The organism is Methylobacterium radiodurans (assembly GCF_003173735.1).
GTDB lineage: Bacteria > Pseudomonadota > Alphaproteobacteria > Rhizobiales > Beijerinckiaceae > Methylobacterium > Methylobacterium radiodurans.
Map to the genome: position 1 here is coordinate 5,478,534 of NZ_CP029551.1, position 15,949 is coordinate 5,494,482.

The 15,949-nt window shown below is 69.8% G+C and carries 13 protein-coding genes; 6 read left to right on the forward strand and 7 right to left on the reverse strand.

Annotation, left to right across the window (positions count from 1 at the left end; genetic code table 11):
• Nucleotides 1-26: 26 nt before the first annotated feature.
• Nucleotides 27-1,910, reverse strand: coding sequence for a methanol/ethanol family PQQ-dependent dehydrogenase (locus DK427_RS25670; protein WP_109953852.1), 1,884 nt, complete (start codon nucleotides 1,908-1,910; stop codon nucleotides 27-29).
• Nucleotides 1,911-2,279: 369 nt separating this feature from the next.
• Between DK427_RS25670 and DK427_RS25675 the strand changes: the two genes are divergently transcribed.
• From DK427_RS25675 to DK427_RS25690, 5 genes are all read left to right on the forward strand, one after another.
• The gene (locus DK427_RS25675) at nucleotides 2,280-3,116 is read left to right on the forward strand and encodes a trypsin-like serine peptidase (protein ID WP_109953853.1); all 837 of its coding nucleotides are present in this window, start codon (nucleotides 2,280-2,282) and stop codon (nucleotides 3,114-3,116) included.
• Between the two features lie 575 nt (nucleotides 3,117-3,691).
• Nucleotides 3,692-4,102, forward strand: a complete 411-nt coding sequence (locus DK427_RS26565; protein ID WP_162559892.1) for a hypothetical protein — start codon at nucleotides 3,692-3,694, stop codon at nucleotides 4,100-4,102.
• Between the two features lie 474 nt (nucleotides 4,103-4,576).
• Entirely contained in the window at nucleotides 4,577-4,741 is a 165-nt protein-coding gene (locus DK427_RS26570) for a hypothetical protein (RefSeq protein ID WP_162559893.1), read from the forward strand.
• Between the two features lie 236 nt (nucleotides 4,742-4,977).
• Entirely contained in the window at nucleotides 4,978-6,447 is a 1,470-nt protein-coding gene (locus DK427_RS25685) for a PAS domain S-box protein (RefSeq protein ID WP_245930721.1), read from the forward strand.
• A gap of 157 nt (nucleotides 6,448-6,604) precedes the next feature.
• The gene (locus tag DK427_RS25690) at nucleotides 6,605-7,999 is read left to right on the forward strand and encodes a UDP-glucose dehydrogenase family protein (protein WP_109954394.1); all 1,395 of its coding nucleotides are present in this window, start codon (nucleotides 6,605-6,607) and stop codon (nucleotides 7,997-7,999) included.
• Nucleotides 8,000-8,012: 13 nt separating this feature from the next.
• Here the strand turns inward: DK427_RS25690 and DK427_RS25695 are convergent, their stop codons facing one another.
• Both DK427_RS25695 and DK427_RS25700 read right to left on the reverse strand, forming a co-directional pair.
• Nucleotides 8,013-8,810, reverse strand: coding sequence for an enoyl-CoA hydratase (locus DK427_RS25695; protein WP_109953856.1), 798 nt, complete (start codon nucleotides 8,808-8,810; stop codon nucleotides 8,013-8,015).
• A gap of 106 nt (nucleotides 8,811-8,916) precedes the next feature.
• A complete protein-coding gene (locus tag DK427_RS25700) occupies nucleotides 8,917-9,675 on the reverse strand; it encodes an AMP-binding protein (RefSeq protein WP_162559894.1) in 759 nt (252 codons plus the stop codon).
• Nucleotides 9,676-9,974: 299 nt separating this feature from the next.
• On the opposite strand from DK427_RS25700, the gene DK427_RS25705 reads away from it, so the two are divergent.
• Complete coding sequence (locus tag DK427_RS25705; protein WP_245930722.1) at nucleotides 9,975-10,430, forward strand: hypothetical protein; 456 nt, start codon at nucleotides 9,975-9,977, stop codon at nucleotides 10,428-10,430.
• Nucleotides 10,431-10,630: 200 nt separating this feature from the next.
• Here DK427_RS25705 and DK427_RS25710 read toward each other — a convergent pair whose 3' ends face one another.
• The 4 genes from DK427_RS25710 to DK427_RS25725 form a co-directional block, all read right to left on the reverse strand.
• Nucleotides 10,631-11,143, reverse strand: a complete 513-nt coding sequence (locus tag DK427_RS25710; RefSeq protein WP_109953858.1) for a pilus assembly protein N-terminal domain-containing protein — start codon at nucleotides 11,141-11,143, stop codon at nucleotides 10,631-10,633.
• Between the two features lie 205 nt (nucleotides 11,144-11,348).
• On the reverse strand, nucleotides 11,349-13,091 hold the full coding sequence (locus DK427_RS25715) for a response regulator (RefSeq protein ID WP_425452612.1): 1,743 nt from the start codon (nucleotides 13,089-13,091) through the stop codon (nucleotides 11,349-11,351).
• Nucleotides 13,073-13,534: a response regulator gene (locus DK427_RS25720; RefSeq protein ID WP_109953860.1), complete on the reverse strand. Its 462-nt coding sequence runs from the start codon at nucleotides 13,532-13,534 to the stop codon at nucleotides 13,073-13,075. The genes DK427_RS25715 and DK427_RS25720 overlap by 19 nt, the downstream gene beginning before the upstream one ends.
• Nucleotide 13,535: 1 nt before the next feature.
• Nucleotides 13,536-15,791 carry an ATP-binding protein gene (locus DK427_RS25725; RefSeq protein WP_109953861.1) on the reverse strand — a complete coding sequence of 752 codons (2,256 nt, stop codon included), beginning with the start codon at nucleotides 15,789-15,791 and terminating at the stop codon, nucleotides 13,536-13,538.
• Nucleotides 15,792-15,949: the final 158 nt, after the last annotated feature.

The window sequence follows — 15,949 nt, forward strand, 5'->3', positions numbered from 1 at the left end:
GCTCACTTGCAGGCTCACTTGCAGGCTCACTTGGCGGCCTGCTGCTCGTACTCGCCGACGTTCGGGTTGTCGTAGGGGCCCTTGCCGTCGAGCGAGAACACCATCACGCCGCCGCCCATCTGGGTGTAGTTGGCGAGCTTCTTGAAGGCGCCGACCGCACCGAGGCCCGCGGTCGGATCGGCGAGGTCGAACACCAGGCCGACGCCCGGCCAGCCGCCGACGCCGTAGTAGATGGCGACGTACTGCGTGCCCTTGTGGTTGTAGGTGATCGGGTAGCCGATCGCGCCCGACGGCAGCTTGAACTTCCAGAGGAGGTCGCCGTTCTCGGAGTTGCGCGCCTTGATGAAGCCGTCGAGGGTTCCGTAGAGGACGAGGTCGCCGGCGGTCGCCGTCGTGCCGCCCCAGACCGCGAAGCGCTCCATCTTCTCCCAGTTGAACTTGCCCGTGATCGCGTTGTAGCTCTTGATCTGGCCAAGTCCCTCGTAGTTCTGCCGATCACCCTTCGGGCCCGGATACATGTTCAGCGTCGCGCCGACGAAGAACTGACCCGCCCGATAGGGCAGCATGAAGGGCTCCCAATCCATGCAGATGTGGTTGATGCCCATGTAGAAGGCCTGGCGCTTCGGGTCGTACGAGTCGTGGCCCTGGTTGTGGTAGCCCATCGCCGAGGGGCAGATGTCCTTGGCGAGATGGTCCATGCGCGTGCCGTATTCGGGGTCGCGCACCGGCTGGCCGGTCTTCAGGTCAACCGACTTGAAGACGTTGACGGTGTCGTCGATCTTGTTGGCCGAGACCAGCGAGCCGTCCGTGCGGTCAAGGGTGTAGACGATGCCGTTGCGGTCCGGGTGGGTGAGGAGCTTCCTCATCTTCCCGTCCTTGTCCTTCTGGTCGGACAGCATCATCACGTTGACGCCGGCGTAATCCCACTCGTCGTGGGGCGTCTTCTGGTAGCCGAACTTCGCCTCGCCCGTGTCGGCGTCGCGGCCGAAGATGGTCATCGTCCACTTGTTGTCGCCCGGCCGCATGGTCTCGTTCCACGGCGCCGGATTGCCGGTGCCGAAGTAGATCAGGTTCGTGCCGGGATCGTAGGCGTACCAGCCCCAGTTGGTGCCACCGCCGATCTTCCAGGCGTCACCCTCCCAGGTTGCCGTACCGAGGCCCTTCTGGCCGTAATGGGCGTTCTTGATGTTGAAGTCGTCGGCGAGCAGCAGGTCCTTGTCCGGGCCGGTGGCGTAGGCGCGCCACTTCTGCTCACCGGTCTTCACGTCGTAGGCGGTGAGATAGCCGCGCACGCCGAGCTCGGCGCCGGACGATCCGATGATGACCTTGTCCTTCACCACGTAGGGCGCGATGGTCAGCGTCGAGCCGACCTTGATGTCGGAGTTCTCGACCTTCCACACGGTCTCGCCGGTCTCGGCGTTGAGCGCCGCCACGTGGCCGTCGAGTTGGGTCTTCAGGATCAGGGCCGGGGTCTTGCCGTCACCGGGCCAGTAGGCGAGGCCGCGGTTGACGAGGTCGCAGCAGGCGACCGCGCGGGCGGCCGGGTTCTGCTTGGGCTTGTCCTGCCAGAGGATCCGGCCCGGATCGTCGAGATCGAGCGCGAACGTATTGTTCGGGAAGGAGGTGTGGACGTACATCTTGTTGCCGACGACGAGCGGCGCGCCCTCGTGGCCGTTAAGCAGACCGGTCGAGAAACTCCAAGAAACCTTGAGGTTCTTGACGTTGTCCTTGTTGATCTGTGTCAGCTCGCTGTAATTGTTCGAGTCGTAGTTCTTCCCGGGCATGACCCAGTTATCTTCGCTCTTCGCCATATCGACGAGCTTGTCGTTCGCCTGAGCGGCGGCGGCGAGCGCGAACGGCGCCACCGCCATCATCGCAACGAGCGAGACCGAATTCATGAGCCTCTTCATATGCGTCTCCTGGCCATCTCGTTCCGTCTCTCGACCAAGCGGTCACGCGGAACCTCTGATCCGGAAGCCTGAAGCAGCCCAAGCCCTTCGGAGGCTCGAAGTATCTATAAGAACATCTCAGAAGAGACTTATCTTATAAAAGCCTTATTACTGCTTCAGTCCCTTGTATGTCTAGGACCATATGCAGGCCGATGTCTTCAGGGAAACGGTTATTTTTCGCCGGGAAGATCCGGCAAATAGCGCCAGTACTTTTCGCATGCGTCGGCAGAGTTCTTGACCGGATCCGCGCTCCCGTCGAAGAAAGGGTATCGGCGGGGCGTGTCACGCCGGCATCGGGGCCCGCGAACTCGGGGCTTGGAGGCGTCGCGGATGGGGGAGTCATCGCGCCTGCGTGGGTCGTGCGGGTCGAAGAGCCGGTTCGGGCTCGCGCGGCTCGGCCTCCTGCTCGCCGGCGCAACCTGCGGGGCCGAGGCGGCGGAGCGGGTGCAGGAGGCCGCGCTCTATCCCCGCGACGGGCGGCGCGAGATGAGCGGCGAGGATTTCAGCCGATATCCCGGTGCGGGCACGCTCTGGTGCCGGCGCCGGGACGGCGTGCCGCAGAAGGCTGCCGCCGCTTGGCTCGTCGGCGCACCCGACCTCGTCGTCCTGAACGCGCACAATTTTCGCGACCGGCGCCTCGCGGAGACGCGCTCCGTTTCCGATTGCTTCTTCCAGATCGGCGGCCGGAACTACGATTTCATCGCGTCTTCGCTGCGGCTCGGCACGCCCGCGGGCGCGCAGGCGCTGCATATCACCGATGACTGGGCGCTGCTGCGGCTCGCCAGCCCGGCCGCAGATGTGCGCCCGCAGCCGGTGCCCGACCCGCCCGACCTCTCCGTCGGCCCGGTCGCATTGCCCGTCACGATGGTTTCTCCAGCCGGGCACGAGAACTACCGCGGAGGTGCCAGCCTCGAATCCTGCACGATCCGGCAGATCGACGCCCCGAGCGAGGACGCGATCCGGCGCGTCCGGCACGATTGCAACGACGGCTACGGCGGCTCCGGGTCCGGGCTGTTCGATGAAGCCGGGCGGCTTATCGCCCTGCAGAGCGCGTCGCTCTCGATGAACTCGCGCCGCACCTTCGATATCGAGTTCCACTACGGTTCGGCGCTGTTGTTCGAGGGCGAACTCGCGGCCGCCGTCCGGGCGGCCCTCTCGAAGCGTTGATCCCGGCCTTTCCGCTGCCGCCCCCCTACGGCGGCCTCGTTGCGCGCGAAAGTTGCCAAATTTTTTCAACAATCGTTCCAGTTTTATTTTGGCCATATTCCAACCATTGCAATCTCCTCTGATCAATAGTGAGCTGAAATGAAGAATTTAGTCTCAACAGCGTCCTTCCAGTCGACCCGCTCGGCGGAAAGACGTTGCCATGGCGGCGACAGCGTCGCGGCATCCGGATGAGCGTGGGGACGCATGTGGACGGCAGTCGGAAAGGTCGATCACCCGACGTCAAGCGTGGCGACGAGGCTGCATCCGCGATGTTCGAGGTGGAGGCGCGGAGGATTGCGGCCTCGGCAATCTCGGCTCAGGGTCGTGCGACACACGGCCTCTTCTGTCCGGGCACGGCCCGGGAAGACTTCGGATCCTGGCAGGCGGCGCGCCGCTTCCGGAACGCTCCGATGATCGCGCGGCGCCGCGTCCCCCCAGACCTTGCGCTCACGAGGGCGCTCAAGGGTGCCCGCTCTGGCGCCCTCATGGGTGCCCTCATGGGCGTGTTCATCGGATGGCCGGGTTTGGGACGTGCCATGAGCGTCGAGGACGGGTCCGACGCGGGGCTCCGGACGGAGGACGCACGGATGGTCCTGGACCTGATCGGCCGCCACCTGAACAGCCCGGACGCGAAGGTCTCGGCGCTTCGCCGAAGCGAGGGCCGGACGATCTGCGGATCTGTGGACGTGAAGAACCGCGACGGTCTGTACACGGGACCGCGCGGCTTCGTGGTCGATCTGGCGAACGACACATTCGACCGGGTACCAGACGGACCAGAGCTTCTCAGCGCACGGCCCCGTGCCACCTACGAGCGTCTTGAGAGGCAGCGACAACTCTACTTTAGATTGTGCCTCGATCAGCAGTCGGAGAGCCCACCCTGCTCTCAGCGCAAGACTTGGCCTGTGGATGACTGGCCCGTTCTGCGCGGCCATCTGGAGGAGGGCTAGCCAGGGCTCGACAAGCCGCCGGAGCGACCGGGGGGAGGCGTGGAAGCACCGATCGCATCTCGCGCCGCCCGACGGAGCGGGTCTCTACCGCCCGCCGGCAATGTTCACGCCTTGCGGTCGACCGACATCGGACCGTGCGTTCAGTCCGGCTCCTCCGCTTCATGCGGCTGCTCATCTCCGCCTTGACCCTTGAGACGACGGAGCGAGAAATTCGAACACCAGCCGGCTCGGCCAGACTATCGCGCGCGGACCTTGCGGCTCTTGGGGCCGGTCCGGTCCGCCCCCGACGGGCAGGCTCGATCTGTCACCGGAAGTCCGGCGGCATCCCCTCGATGGAGGAGGCGACGGGGACAGCACCGGAGCTAGGCTCGCCGTCCATTCACCGGCCCGGCACGGGCGGAGCTTCCACACGATGCGGTCCCGTTGCGCGGGCGGGGCTTCTCCGCACCGCCCCCGGATCGCCTGAGATCCGCCATGGCCTATCTCGCCCTCGCCACCGCAGCCCTGATCCTCGGCACCGGCCTTGCCCAGACCGCAGTGCGGCGCCCGCTCGCGGCCGAACGTCTGGAGATGGCGGCCGGCACGCTGCTTGTGACGGGTCTTGCCCTGCTCGGCACCGGCCTTCCGCTCTTCCGCTGACCGGGCTGCAAGTGCCCGGGCTGCAGGTATCTGCAGGATAGGGCGTGCCAATCTGCGACACGGCGCCAGGAACGCCCGCGCGCGTGGCGGGTTGGATGTCGCCCCGGTCTTGCCTATGACGGGTCCTATCCCAGGGAAGGATCCGGGTCACCGTCTCCGCGCCCCTGCAGCGCGGCGACGAGCCGCCCTGTCGCCCGCACCCACCCCGATCCATGCCCGAGGAAGGTTCCCCAGTTTTGAGCGACAGCCGGAACGAGGAGCGGATCAACCGGGAACTCGCCCGGTTCGGCAACGGGCCGGACCCGTTCGCGGCGGCCGTGCGGACCACACGGATGCCGATGCTGATCACGGATCCGCGCCAGCCCGACAACCCGATCATCTTCGTCAACCGCGCCTTCGAGAGGCTCACGGGCTACACCCGGGCGGAGATCCTAGGACATAATTGCCGCTTCCTCCAAGGTCCCGAGACCGACCGAGAGGCCGTGTCCCGGATCCGCGACGCGGTCGAGCGCCGGGTCCCGATCGAGATCGAACTCCTGAACCATCGCAAGGACGGCTCGGTCTTCTGGAACCGCCTCCTCGTCTCGCCGGTCTTCGACGACGACGGGGAGCTGACCTACTTCTTCGCCTCGCAGTTCGACGTGACGCTGGAGCGCGACCGGCTGGTCCGCCTTCAGCGCGACCGCGACGCCCTGGAGGCCGAGGTCGGCAAGCGGGCGCTCGACCTCAGCCGCAGCGAGGAGCGCCTGCGCTTCGCCCTGCGGGCGGGCCGGCTCGGGTCCTGGACCCTCGATCTCGACGCCCGGCGCCTGATGGCCTCGGACGAGTGCCGGCGGATCTTCGGCGCGAGCCCCGGCGACGCCTTCGGATACGACCAGCTCGTCGCGACGGTGCATCCGGACGACCGGGCCCGGATGCAGGCCGAGATGGAGCGCTGCATCGCCGAGCGGGCCGACTACGACATCGAGTACCGCATCGTCACGGCCCAGGGCGAGATCCGCTGGCTACTGGTGCGGGGACGGCCGACCTATCAGGCGGACGGCACGCCGCTCTACATGGCGGGCGTGATCCTCGACTTCACCGACCGGAAGCGGGCGGAGGAGCACCGGGACCTCTTGGCGCGCGAGCTGAGCCACCGGGTCAAGAACACGCTGGCCACCGTCCAGTCGATCGCCCGGCAGACCCTGCGCAGCGCCGGCTCGGTCGGGGAGGCTGGCACCGTGCTGGAGGCGCGCATCCAGTCGCTCGCCGCGGCCAACGACGTGCTGACCCGCGAAGGCGGCGACTGGGCGACTCTGGCCGAGGTGGTGACCGCGGCCCTCAAGCCCTTCGGCGTCGAGCAGACCCACCGGTTCAAGACGGGCGGCCCGAAGATCCAGCTCGCCCCACGGGTGGCCCTGGCCTTCTCGCTCGCCCTGCACGAACTCTCGACCAACTCGGTCAAGTACGGCGCGCTCTCCGCCGACGGCGGGCGCGTCCTGGTGAGCTGGGACATCGTGCTAGGCGCGCAGCCGCCCCATCTCTGGTTCCAGTGGCAGGAGGTCGGCGGCCCGGATGTCTCGGTGCCGGACCGAAAGGGGTTCGGCAGCCGGATGATCGAGTGGGCGCTCGCCAAGGAGATCAGCGGCACGGCCGAGATCGAGTACCGACCGCGCGGCCTCGTCTTCGTGGCCGAGGCGCCGCTCCCCGCGATCGTGCAGGAGTAGCGCCCGCAGCCGCTCCCATCGGCACCGCACCTTCGGACTAGCCCGGAGAGGAGAGCAGCCTACCCGTTAAGAAGCGTTACGCTCCGTGCTGCGGCGCGACATGCTCCTGCCCATGCGCGGTAGCGGATCCGCCACGCCGCGGAGGGAGAGCTTCACCATGCACGTGGCGATCATCGGCGTCGGCTATGTCGGCCTCGTCTCGGGCGCCTGCTTCGCAGATCTCGGCCACAGCGTGCGCTGCGTCGACCGGGATGCGGGGCGCATCGCGGCGCTCCGGGCGGGGCGGATGCCGATCTACGAGCCGCATCTCGAGGCCCTGGTCGCCCGCAACGTCGCGGCCGGGCGGCTCGGCTTCGGCACAGACCTCGCAGAGGCGGTGCGCGACGCCGAGGTGATCTTCATCGCGGTCGGCACCCCGGCGCGCCGCGGGGACGGGCACGCCGACCTCGCCCACGTCTTCGCCTGCGCCCACGAGATCGCGGGGGCGCTCACGGGTTACGCGGTGATCGTCACCAAGTCGACGGTGCCGGTCGGCACCGGCGACCGCGTCGAGCACATCCTGCGCAGCTTGCGGCCGCAAGCACCCTTCGCGGTGGTCTCGAACCCGGAATTCCTGCGCGAAGGCGCGGCCATCGCTGACTTCAAGACGCCCGATCGCATCGTTATCGGCACGGCGGACGAGCGGGCGCGGGCCGTGATGCATAACCTCTACCGGCCGCTGGAGCCCGGCACGCGGATTCTGTTCACGGGCCGCCGCTCGGCGGAACTGGTGAAATACGCCGCCAACGCCTTCCTGGCGCTCAAGATCGGCTTCATCAACGAGATGGCCGACCTCTGCGAGCAGGCAGATGCCGATATCCACGACGTCGCCCACGGCATCGGCCTCGACAGGCGCATCGGCGCACGCTTCCTCCAGGCCGGCCCGGGCTTCGGCGGCTCCTGCTTCCCGAAGGACATCCAGGCCCTGATCAAGTCGGCCCAGGACCTCGGCGCGCCAGCCCGGATCGTCGAGACGGTGGCGGCGGCTAACGAGCAGCGGAAGCGCCGCATGGCGCGCCGCCTGATCCAGGCCTGCGGCGGCTCGGTGCGCGGGCTGACGATCGGGGTGCTCGGCCTCACCTTCAAGCCGAACACCGACGACATGCGCGAATCGCCCGCGCTCACGATCATCACGGCGCTCCTCGACGAGGGCGCGGAGGTGCGGGCCTTCGACCCGGAGGGCATGGCGCAGGCCCGCGCGCTGATGCCGGAGATCACCTACGTCGCAAGCGCCGAGGCGGTGGCCGAGGGCGCGCACGCCCTAGCGCTGATCACCGAGTGGGACGCCTTCCGGGATCTCGACCTGCCGCGGCTCCGGGGACGGATGGCGGGCGACGTTCTGGTGGATTACCGCAACCTGATCGCGCCGGAAGCGGCGGCGGAGGCCGGCTTCCACCATATCGGCATCGGCTGCCGCCCCGCCCGGCCGGCGGCGCCGGCGCAGATCGCCCGGGTCCGGGGGAGCCGGCGCGGCGCGCGGATCGATTCCGAGCTTGCGGCCTCGCCCGCCTGACGGGCCGTGGCGGTCAGGTATCCCAGCGCGGCGGGCGCTTCTGCAGAAAGGCGTCGATCCCCTCGGCCGCCTCGGCCATCAGCATGTTGCGGGTCATGACCGCGGAGGCATCGGCATAGGCCTCCGCGAGGCCGAGTTCGGCCTGCCGTCCGAAGGCCTTCTTGCCGATCGCCAGAACGCGCGGCGCCTTCGCGGCGATGCGGGCGGCGAGCGCCCGAGCGCCCGCCGCGAGGTCGGAGGCGGGGACCACCCGGTTGACCAGGCCGATGCGCAGCGCCTCTGCGGCGTCGATCGGCTCGCCGAGGAGCAGCATCTCCATGGCCGCCTTGCGCGGGACCGCCCGCGAGAGGGCGACCATCGGCGTCGAGCAGAACAGTCCGATCTGCACGCCGGGCGTGGCGAAGCGCGCCTCCTCCGAGCAGATCGCGAGGTCGCAGGTGGCCACGAGCTGGCAACCCGCCGCAGTGGCGACCCCGTGCACCTGCGCGATCACGGGCTGCGGCAGGCGGGTGATCGCAAGCATCAGGGCCGAGCAGGCCTCGAACAGGGCCCGGACGGAATCGGCCGAGGGATCGGCCCGCATCTCCTTGAGGTCGTGCCCGGCACAGAAGGCGGGCCCCGCGCCTCGCAGCACCACGACCCGCACCGAGCGGTCGTCGCGGATGACGTCGAGCGCGCCGTGGAGCGCCGCCATCAGCCCGCGCGAGAGGGCGTTGCGCGCCGCGCCGCGGTTGAGGGTCAGGGTTGCGATCCCGTCCGCGTCCTCGCGCAGCAGCAGGGGTTCCGGGACGGATGGCGCGACGGCGGGCATCGGGGTACCTCGTTGCAGGAGCCGCGAGCCTAGAGCCGTCCGCGGGCGCACTGCAATCCGGAGAGCCCGCCCGGCATGGGAGGCCGGCACCCGCGTCGTCGGCGCGCTAGCACAGGGTGCCCGGACGCGGGCCGCTCTCAACCACCACGACTCCGCCGCGCAGGAGGACGCCGCAGGCTTCGGCGACCGCGCGAAACTCCGCGGGGCAGACCTCGATGGCGCGGGGCAAACCGAGGCTCGCGCCCTGAGCCCAGGCCAGGATCTGCCGGTGGCTCGCCGCCGCCACCGTGGGGGCCGCGCCCCGGTGACCCGAGCAGGCGAGCAGCGCGGCATCGTCGGCACCGACTTCACCCGGTCCGGCCAGCTCTTCGCCCTCGTATTCGGCCGCCTCGATGTCGATCCGGGCGAAGTCGGCGCCCGGCCCGTGCCAGCGCACTGCCGGCATCTCCGGTATCAGCGCCGCCAGGGCCTGGACGCCCTCGGCACAATCGGGATCGGCCACGAGGAGGCGCGGGGCCAGAGAAGCCAGGGTTCGAGCGAGGCACGCGCCGGAGAGGCTCGCGTCGACGAGCGCAACCCGGGCGCCCGCCAGCGCGAAGCCGAGCCAGAGGGCGAGGCTAGCGGGGCCGTGGCGCATCAGCAGGGCCACGGTGTTGCCGGACCCGAACCCCTCCGCCTCGGCGTAGCGAGCGTAGCGGGCGAGATCCGCGCCGAACGCGGCATAGCTGGTGCAGCCCGCCGGCCCGGCGAAGGCCGGGGCCGGGCCGTGCACCGCAGCAGCCTCCGCCACGATCTGCGGAAGGCAGATCTGCGGGCGGAAGGCGGCGAGACCCTGCCGCCCGGCTCCGGGCCGAATGGTCGGCATCGGAGTGTCGGTGCGGGGGTGAGCGGCGTGCAGCATGCGTTTCCAGCCCGGGATTGTGCTTCGTCGCGAGACGAGAGGCCAAGACGTGCGTCCGAGGTCTTAAGATTTCCCCTCCGGGACGGGTCGAATGCTCGCCGAGAGCCGCGCCCAGCCCTGAACGACGGCTCGCCGGGGCGTGACGACGACGGCGGATAAAGTCCTGGTGCGCGCACGCGACATCTCGCCCTGCGCACGATGCCGATCTATCCCGGGCACCGTCGAACGGATCGGCAGAATCCGCGAAGCGAGGAACCCCTGGAATGCACCACCCCTATCGCCCCGCCCGCGCCGCGGCCCTCACGGCAAGCTTGGCCGCCGCCCTTCTCGCCGCCGCGCCGGCAGCGGCGCAGATCCGCAACGCCCCCGCCCCGCGCGCGCTCGAATTCGCGGCCTACATCTTCGCCGCCTCGAACGTCTGCGGCTACCGCATCGGCACGGAGGCCTTCGAGGCCCTGCTCGCCAAGCAGAACGCCAGGGCGGAGGACGTTGCCCCGCGCGGCCCCTTCGGCAATCGGGTCCAGACCATGTTCGCGCTGATGTCGAACCAGATGGCGCTGAACCGCGAGCAGGCCTGCCTCGCGGTGGCCGGCGAGTACGGCCCCGAGGGCAACGTCGCCAAGAATGTGCTCCTGCCCGCCGAGAGCACCGTGCAGCCGCCCGCTTCCGGATCCGCGCAGCCGCCCTCTGGCGGGTCCGCCGCGAAGCCCGTGCAGTAGCGGAAGTCAGGGCTACCGGGGGTCTCCCGGATGACGGCGCGAAGGATCGGGTGACGGAGCAATTTCGGGCTCTGCAGGCCTCGGGCGAGTCGGTGGCGGGCCAGCGGATCGTGGACTAGGCGACGGCCGACGGCGTGCTCGAGTAGAATCGGCAAGTCGGCGCCGACAACCAGACCATCTGAGCCGGGGATCCGGGCCCCTCAGCGCTCCGGTCCGCCCCCCGTCGCCATCTTGCGGCGGGCATCCGCCTGGCCGCTGACCGAGCCGTAATACTCGGCGGCGTCGCCGAGCTGCGCCGAGGGCTGGCAGACCGGCGTGCAGGAATAGGAGTTGCGGTCGAGCGCCCCGCGCTGGACCGTGACCACGGAGGTCTGCGCGGCATCGACCCGGATGGTCGTCTCGGCGATCATCGCGCCCGCGCCGTCGAGGGCAATGAGGTTGGTCGAGCCGAAGCTCTTGCCGGTCAGCACGATCACCCCGTTCTTCTGCAGGGTCACGTCGGCGATGATCGGGTTGCCGACGATGATCGTCTGCGTCCGCTCGGGCAGGCGCATCACCTTGGCGTTGTCGACGAAGACCGTGACGACGGCGGGCGTCTCCGGTGCGGCGCCGACGGCGGAGGCGGTGAGCAGGAGGCCGGCAACCGGGCCAAGGCGCCGTGCGAGAGCCTTGCGTGCAGGACCCTTGGCGAGGCGGGGCAGGATACGGCGCATGGCTCGCGGCACTCTTGGACGAAGGCGGGCTCCGGCCGGGCGGCGGCTCCGCAACTCCCGGTCAGAAAAGCGCGGATTGATGAAGGAAGGCCTAAGCCGGCCCGACCTCTCGAACCGGCTCGCGGCTGATCCTCGACGGCCTCCGGCCTCTGGAGACCCGGTTCGAGGGGGCCGGGCGTCTCACGCTGGAGAACCGGCATCCCGCTTATGTGCTCCGGTCGCGGCCCGAGACGAGCCGCAACTGCGGCGCCGGCCGGCCCGCGAGGGAGGCGGCGACCTTGCGCTCCAACTCGCCGTCCCGGTACGGCTTCTGCACGATGCCCTCAACCCCCACTGCCCCGGCCTGGGCCAGGGCGGCGGTGTCGGCGTAGCCCGTGACGAACAGGACCGGGATCTGCGGCCAGCGCTTGCGCAGCTCGATCGCGGCCTCGGCCCCGTTCATGCCCGGCATGGCGAAGTCGATGACGACGAGATCGACGCACGGGTCCGCTTCCAGCGCCGCCAGGGCCTGCAGGCCGGAGGCCGCCTCGCGCACGGCGTAGCCCGCCTCCACGAGACGGGTCACCGTCACCTCGCGCACTCCGGCATCGTCGTCCACGACGAGAAGCGCGGGCCGGGCTCCCGGCGGTTGCGCGCGCGCGCAATCGACTGCCGCGTCCGCCACCGGCGCGGCCGCCCCTTCCGCCTCGGCGCGGGGCAGGTACACCTTGATCGAGGTACCCTCGCCCGGAACCGTGTCGATGCGCAGGCCGCCGCCGGACTGCTTCACGAAGCCGTAGACCTGGGCGAGCCCGAGTCCCGATCCCTTGCCGACCGCCTTGGTGGTGAAGAAGGGCTCGAAGACGCGCGCCAGAACCTCGGGCGTCATCCCGGTCCCGGTATCGCTGACCGAGACCATCACGTACTCGCCCGGCTGCGGGTGCTCGGGCCGCGTCGGGCCCGCGCGCACCGTCATGTTGGCGGTCTCGATGGTGAGGCGGCCACCCACCGCCATCGCGTCCCGGGCGTTGATGGCAAGGTTCAGGATGACCAGCTCGACCTGGGTGGCATCGACGAGCGCCGGCCAGAGCCCGTCGTGCAGCGCGGTCTCGATCCGCACCGCGCCCCCGATGGAGCTGGTGAGCAGGTCGCGCATCGAGGCGACCGTGCGGTTCAGGCTCACCGGCGTCGGCTCCAGCCGCTGGCGCCGGGAGAAGGCGAGGAGCTGCGCCGTCAGGTTGGCGCCGCGCGCGGCCGCGCCCCGCATCATGTCGAGGCGCCGGCGCGAGCGCTCGTCGCTCACGGCCCGCTCCAGGAACTCGATATTGCCGGCGATGACGGTGAGCAGGTTGTTGAAGTCGTGCGCGACGCCGCTGGTCAGCTGCCCCACCGCCTCCAGGCGCTGGGCAAGGCGCAGGGCCTCCTCGATCCGCTCGCGCTCCGCGATCTGCGCCTCGAGCGCGGCGTTGGCCTCGGCCAGCTCGCGGGTGCGCTCGGCGACGCGGGCCTCAAGCGTGCGGTTCAGGGCCTGCAGGGCAGCCTCGGCGGCGCGCTTCTCGGCCCTGAGGCGCGCCTCGGCAAGCGCCCGCACGACGATGCGCGGCAGGCGGTCGAGCCGCTGCTTGGTCACGTAGTCGGTGGCGCCGTTCTTGAGCGCCTCGACCGCGACATCCTCGCCGAGCGTGCCCGAGCAGAACACGAAAGGAGTGTCGGGGCATTGTGCGCCGGCAAGCCCCAGCGCGCTGAGGCCGTCGAAGGTCGGCAGCACGTAGTCGGCGAGGATCAGGTCGTGCCGGTCCGGCACGGCCTCGGCCGCGAAGGCCTCGCGGCTCATCACCCGCACGATCCGGACGGCAGGCCCGAGCCGATCAAGCTCGGCCTCGATCAGCTCGGCGTCGAGGTCGCTGTCCTCGAGATGGAGGATGCGCAGCGGCGCGGACGCCGCCTCGGTCAGGCGTTCGATGGCCAGCCTCCCCGGTGCGGCGGCGGCTCGTTCAGGAGCGCCCAGAAGACCCCGATCTCCTTGATGGCGGCGAAGAACTCATCGAAGGCGACGGGCTTCACCACGAAGGCGTTCACGCCGAGATTGTAGGAGCGCACGACGTCGGTCTCCTCGCGGGAGGAGGTCAGCATGACAACCGGAATGGCCCGGGTGACCGGATCGGCCTTCACCTTGGCGAGCACCTCCAGGCCATCGACCTTCGGGAGCTTGAGGTCGAGCAGCACCACGGCGGGGTCCTGCTGCGGCCGTCCCTCGTGGGCGCCGCGCCGGTAGATGAAGTCGAGCGCCTCGGCGCCGTCGCGGCAGATGACGATCTCGTTGGCGAGCTGGCTCGATTCGAGCGCGGCGAGCGTAAGCTCGATGTCGTTCGGGTTGTCCTCGACGAGGAGGATGGGCTTCAGGGCCGCCATCTCAGTGCGCCTCCTCCCGGGTCGGCAGGGTGAAGTAGAAGGTCGCACCCTCGCCGAGGCGGCTCTCGGCCCAGGTCCGGCCGCCGTGGCGCTCCACGATGCGGCGGACATTGGCGAGGCCGATGCCGGTGCCCTCGAACTCCTCGACCCGGTGCAGGCGCTGGAACACGCCGAAGAGCTTGTCGACATACGCCATGTCGAAGCCGACACCGTTGTCGCGGACGTAGAACACGTCCTCGCCCTCGCGCGGCGGCAGCCGGCCGACCTCGATCACGGCCTCCGCCCGGCCGCGGCTGTACTTCAGCGCGTTCGAGAGCAGGTTCTCGAGGACGAGGCGCAGCATCGCCGGGTCCGCGTAGGCGCGCCCGAGCGGGCCCAACTCCCAGCGCACCGCCCGCTCCGGAGGGACATCGCGCAGGACCTTGCGCCGGACCTCCTCGACGAGGGCGTTCATGTCGCCAGGCACCCGGTTCAGGGCGTGGCGCCCCATCTGTGAGAAGCTCAGCAGGTTGTCGACGAGCGTGCCGGCCGAGAAGGCCGCCTCGATGATGGTCTCGACGTAGTGCCGTCCCTTGTCCGAGAGGTTCGGTCCCTCGCGGTTCTTGAGCAGGTTCGCGTAGCCGACGATGTGCCGGAAGGGCGCGCGCAGATCGTGGCTAACCGAGTAGGAGAAGGCCTCCAGCTCCTTGTTCGAGCGCTGCAGCTCCTCGCTCATGGCGGCGAGCTCCTCGGCCCTGCGCAGCACGATGCCGAGGACCGACGCGCGCAGGTCCTTGGCCGCCTCGATCTCCGGGAGCGACCAGGGCATCGAGCGGCCCTTGACCGTCTCCTTCCAGATCTCGAAGGATTTTCGCGGATGCAGCCGGTCGGGGCCCCCCTCGGGGTCGGGCCGGGCCGCCTTCACCGGGTTGCCGCCCCACTTCACCGTCCGGACCACCTCCGGCCTGAACCAGAGGATGTAGCTCGCGTAGCGCTTCGAGACCGAGATCGCCAGGAGGCCGCTCGCCCGGTCGGCGAAGTTCTCGGCCCGCGGGAAGGCCTCGGCCAGGGCCTCGGTCACGAAGACCTCGTCGCTCTCCGCGCGCGCCGACAGCCAGGCGTAGAGGGCGCGCACCGCGCGCTCCGGGGGCGTCGCGCCAAGGAGCCGGCAGCGGTCGGCGGTGACGATGGCCGCGCCCGAGGCGTTCACGAGCCCGAGCACGTCGTCCGGATGGTTGAGCAGCCCGTCGACGAAGCTGTCCTCCTCCGCCATGAAGCCGAGGAGGCGGGCCTGCACGGCGCCCAGCGCGAGGCGCTGCTCGGCCTGCTCGCCCCGGACCTTCGCGGAGAGCTGCAGGGCGAAGATCTGGGTGAGGAAGTCGCAGGCGTTGCGCGCCTGGAGCGGCACGCGCCGCGGCTCCCGGTTGTGGCAGGAGACGAGACCCCAGAGAGCACCGTCCACCAGGATCGAGACCGACATGGACGCCATCGTGCCCATGTTGCGCATGTACTCGACATGGACCGGCGAGACCGAGCGCAGGACCGACTGGCTCAGGTCGAGGGGCCGGCCCGCGGGCGTGGTGCCCGGGCGGATCGGCACCGGCGCGTAGCCGGCATCCGGGATGATGCGCAGGCGGTTGCGCCGGTAGAGCTCGCGCGCCTGGGCCGGGATGTCGGAGGCGGGAAAGCGCAGGTCGAGATAGGAGGGCAGTGCGCCGTTGCCGTCCTCGGCGACGACCGTGCCGTGCCAATCCCGATCGAACCGGTAGACGAGCGCGCGGTCGAAGCCCGTGACGTGGCGGATGTCCCGGGCGAGGAGTTCACAGAGATCCTCGACGGTCCGGGCCGTGTGGAGCCGCTGCACGAAGGCGCGCAGCCGCGGCGTGAGCGCATCGAGCCCGGCATCCCCCGAGGCGTCGTCGGTCTCCTCCAACTCCAGCACGAGGAGGTCGTCGACCCGGTGCGCCGCGACCTCGTAGGCCTGGCGCGTTGAGCCCGCTCCCAGCGTGACGGTGCGCAGGTAGAGGGCGCCGTCCGGCTCACCGCCCGCCTCAAGATAGCGGCGCGCGAGCGCGGCGAGTTCGGGGAAGGCGCTCTCAAGGGGAGTGCCAACCGAGGCTGCGGGCGGTCCGTTCGCGCTCGCCTGGACGACCATCAGGGTTCGGGCGTCGAGCGCGAGCAGGAAACCGTGCGGCTGAACGCTGCCCACGATGTGGATCGGCTCGCGGTCGCAGGCCGACAGATCGATGCGCCGGGCAGCCTCACTCGCTCGATTCAACTCGGACGTCCTCCTCGAGCGATCGTCTTCCGTCCCTGGATGTCCCTCGGGCTACGGGCACCCGCGCCTCCCGGGCAGCAAGCGGGCGCTCCGGCAGGCCGGGGCTTCTTCGAAGGCTCTTAGCAGCCGGGGCGCGGCACTCATAGGGAGACCAAAGT

Coding starts and splice junctions, on each gene's coding strand:
- DK427_RS25670 (WP_109953852.1), bottom strand. CDS start 1,910: ATGAAGAGGCTCATGAATTCGGTCTCGCTCGTTGCGATGATGGCGGTG.
- DK427_RS25675 (WP_109953853.1), top strand. CDS start 2,280: ATGGGGGAGTCATCGCGCCTGCGTGGGTCGTGCGGGTCGAAGAGCCGG.
- DK427_RS26565 (WP_162559892.1), top strand. CDS start 3,692: ATGAGCGTCGAGGACGGGTCCGACGCGGGGCTCCGGACGGAGGACGCA.
- DK427_RS26570 (WP_162559893.1), top strand. CDS start 4,577: ATGGCCTATCTCGCCCTCGCCACCGCAGCCCTGATCCTCGGCACCGGC.
- DK427_RS25690 (WP_109954394.1), top strand. CDS start 6,605: ATGCACGTGGCGATCATCGGCGTCGGCTATGTCGGCCTCGTCTCGGGC.
- DK427_RS25695 (WP_109953856.1), bottom strand. CDS start 8,810: ATGCCCGCCGTCGCGCCATCCGTCCCGGAACCCCTGCTGCTGCGCGAG.
- DK427_RS25700 (WP_162559894.1), bottom strand. CDS start 9,675: ATGCCGACCATTCGGCCCGGAGCCGGGCGGCAGGGTCTCGCCGCCTTC.
- DK427_RS25705 (WP_245930722.1), top strand. CDS start 9,975: ATGCACCACCCCTATCGCCCCGCCCGCGCCGCGGCCCTCACGGCAAGC.
- DK427_RS25710 (WP_109953858.1), bottom strand. CDS start 11,143: ATGCGCCGTATCCTGCCCCGCCTCGCCAAGGGTCCTGCACGCAAGGCT.
- DK427_RS25720 (WP_109953860.1), bottom strand. CDS start 13,534: ATGGCGGCCCTGAAGCCCATCCTCCTCGTCGAGGACAACCCGAACGAC.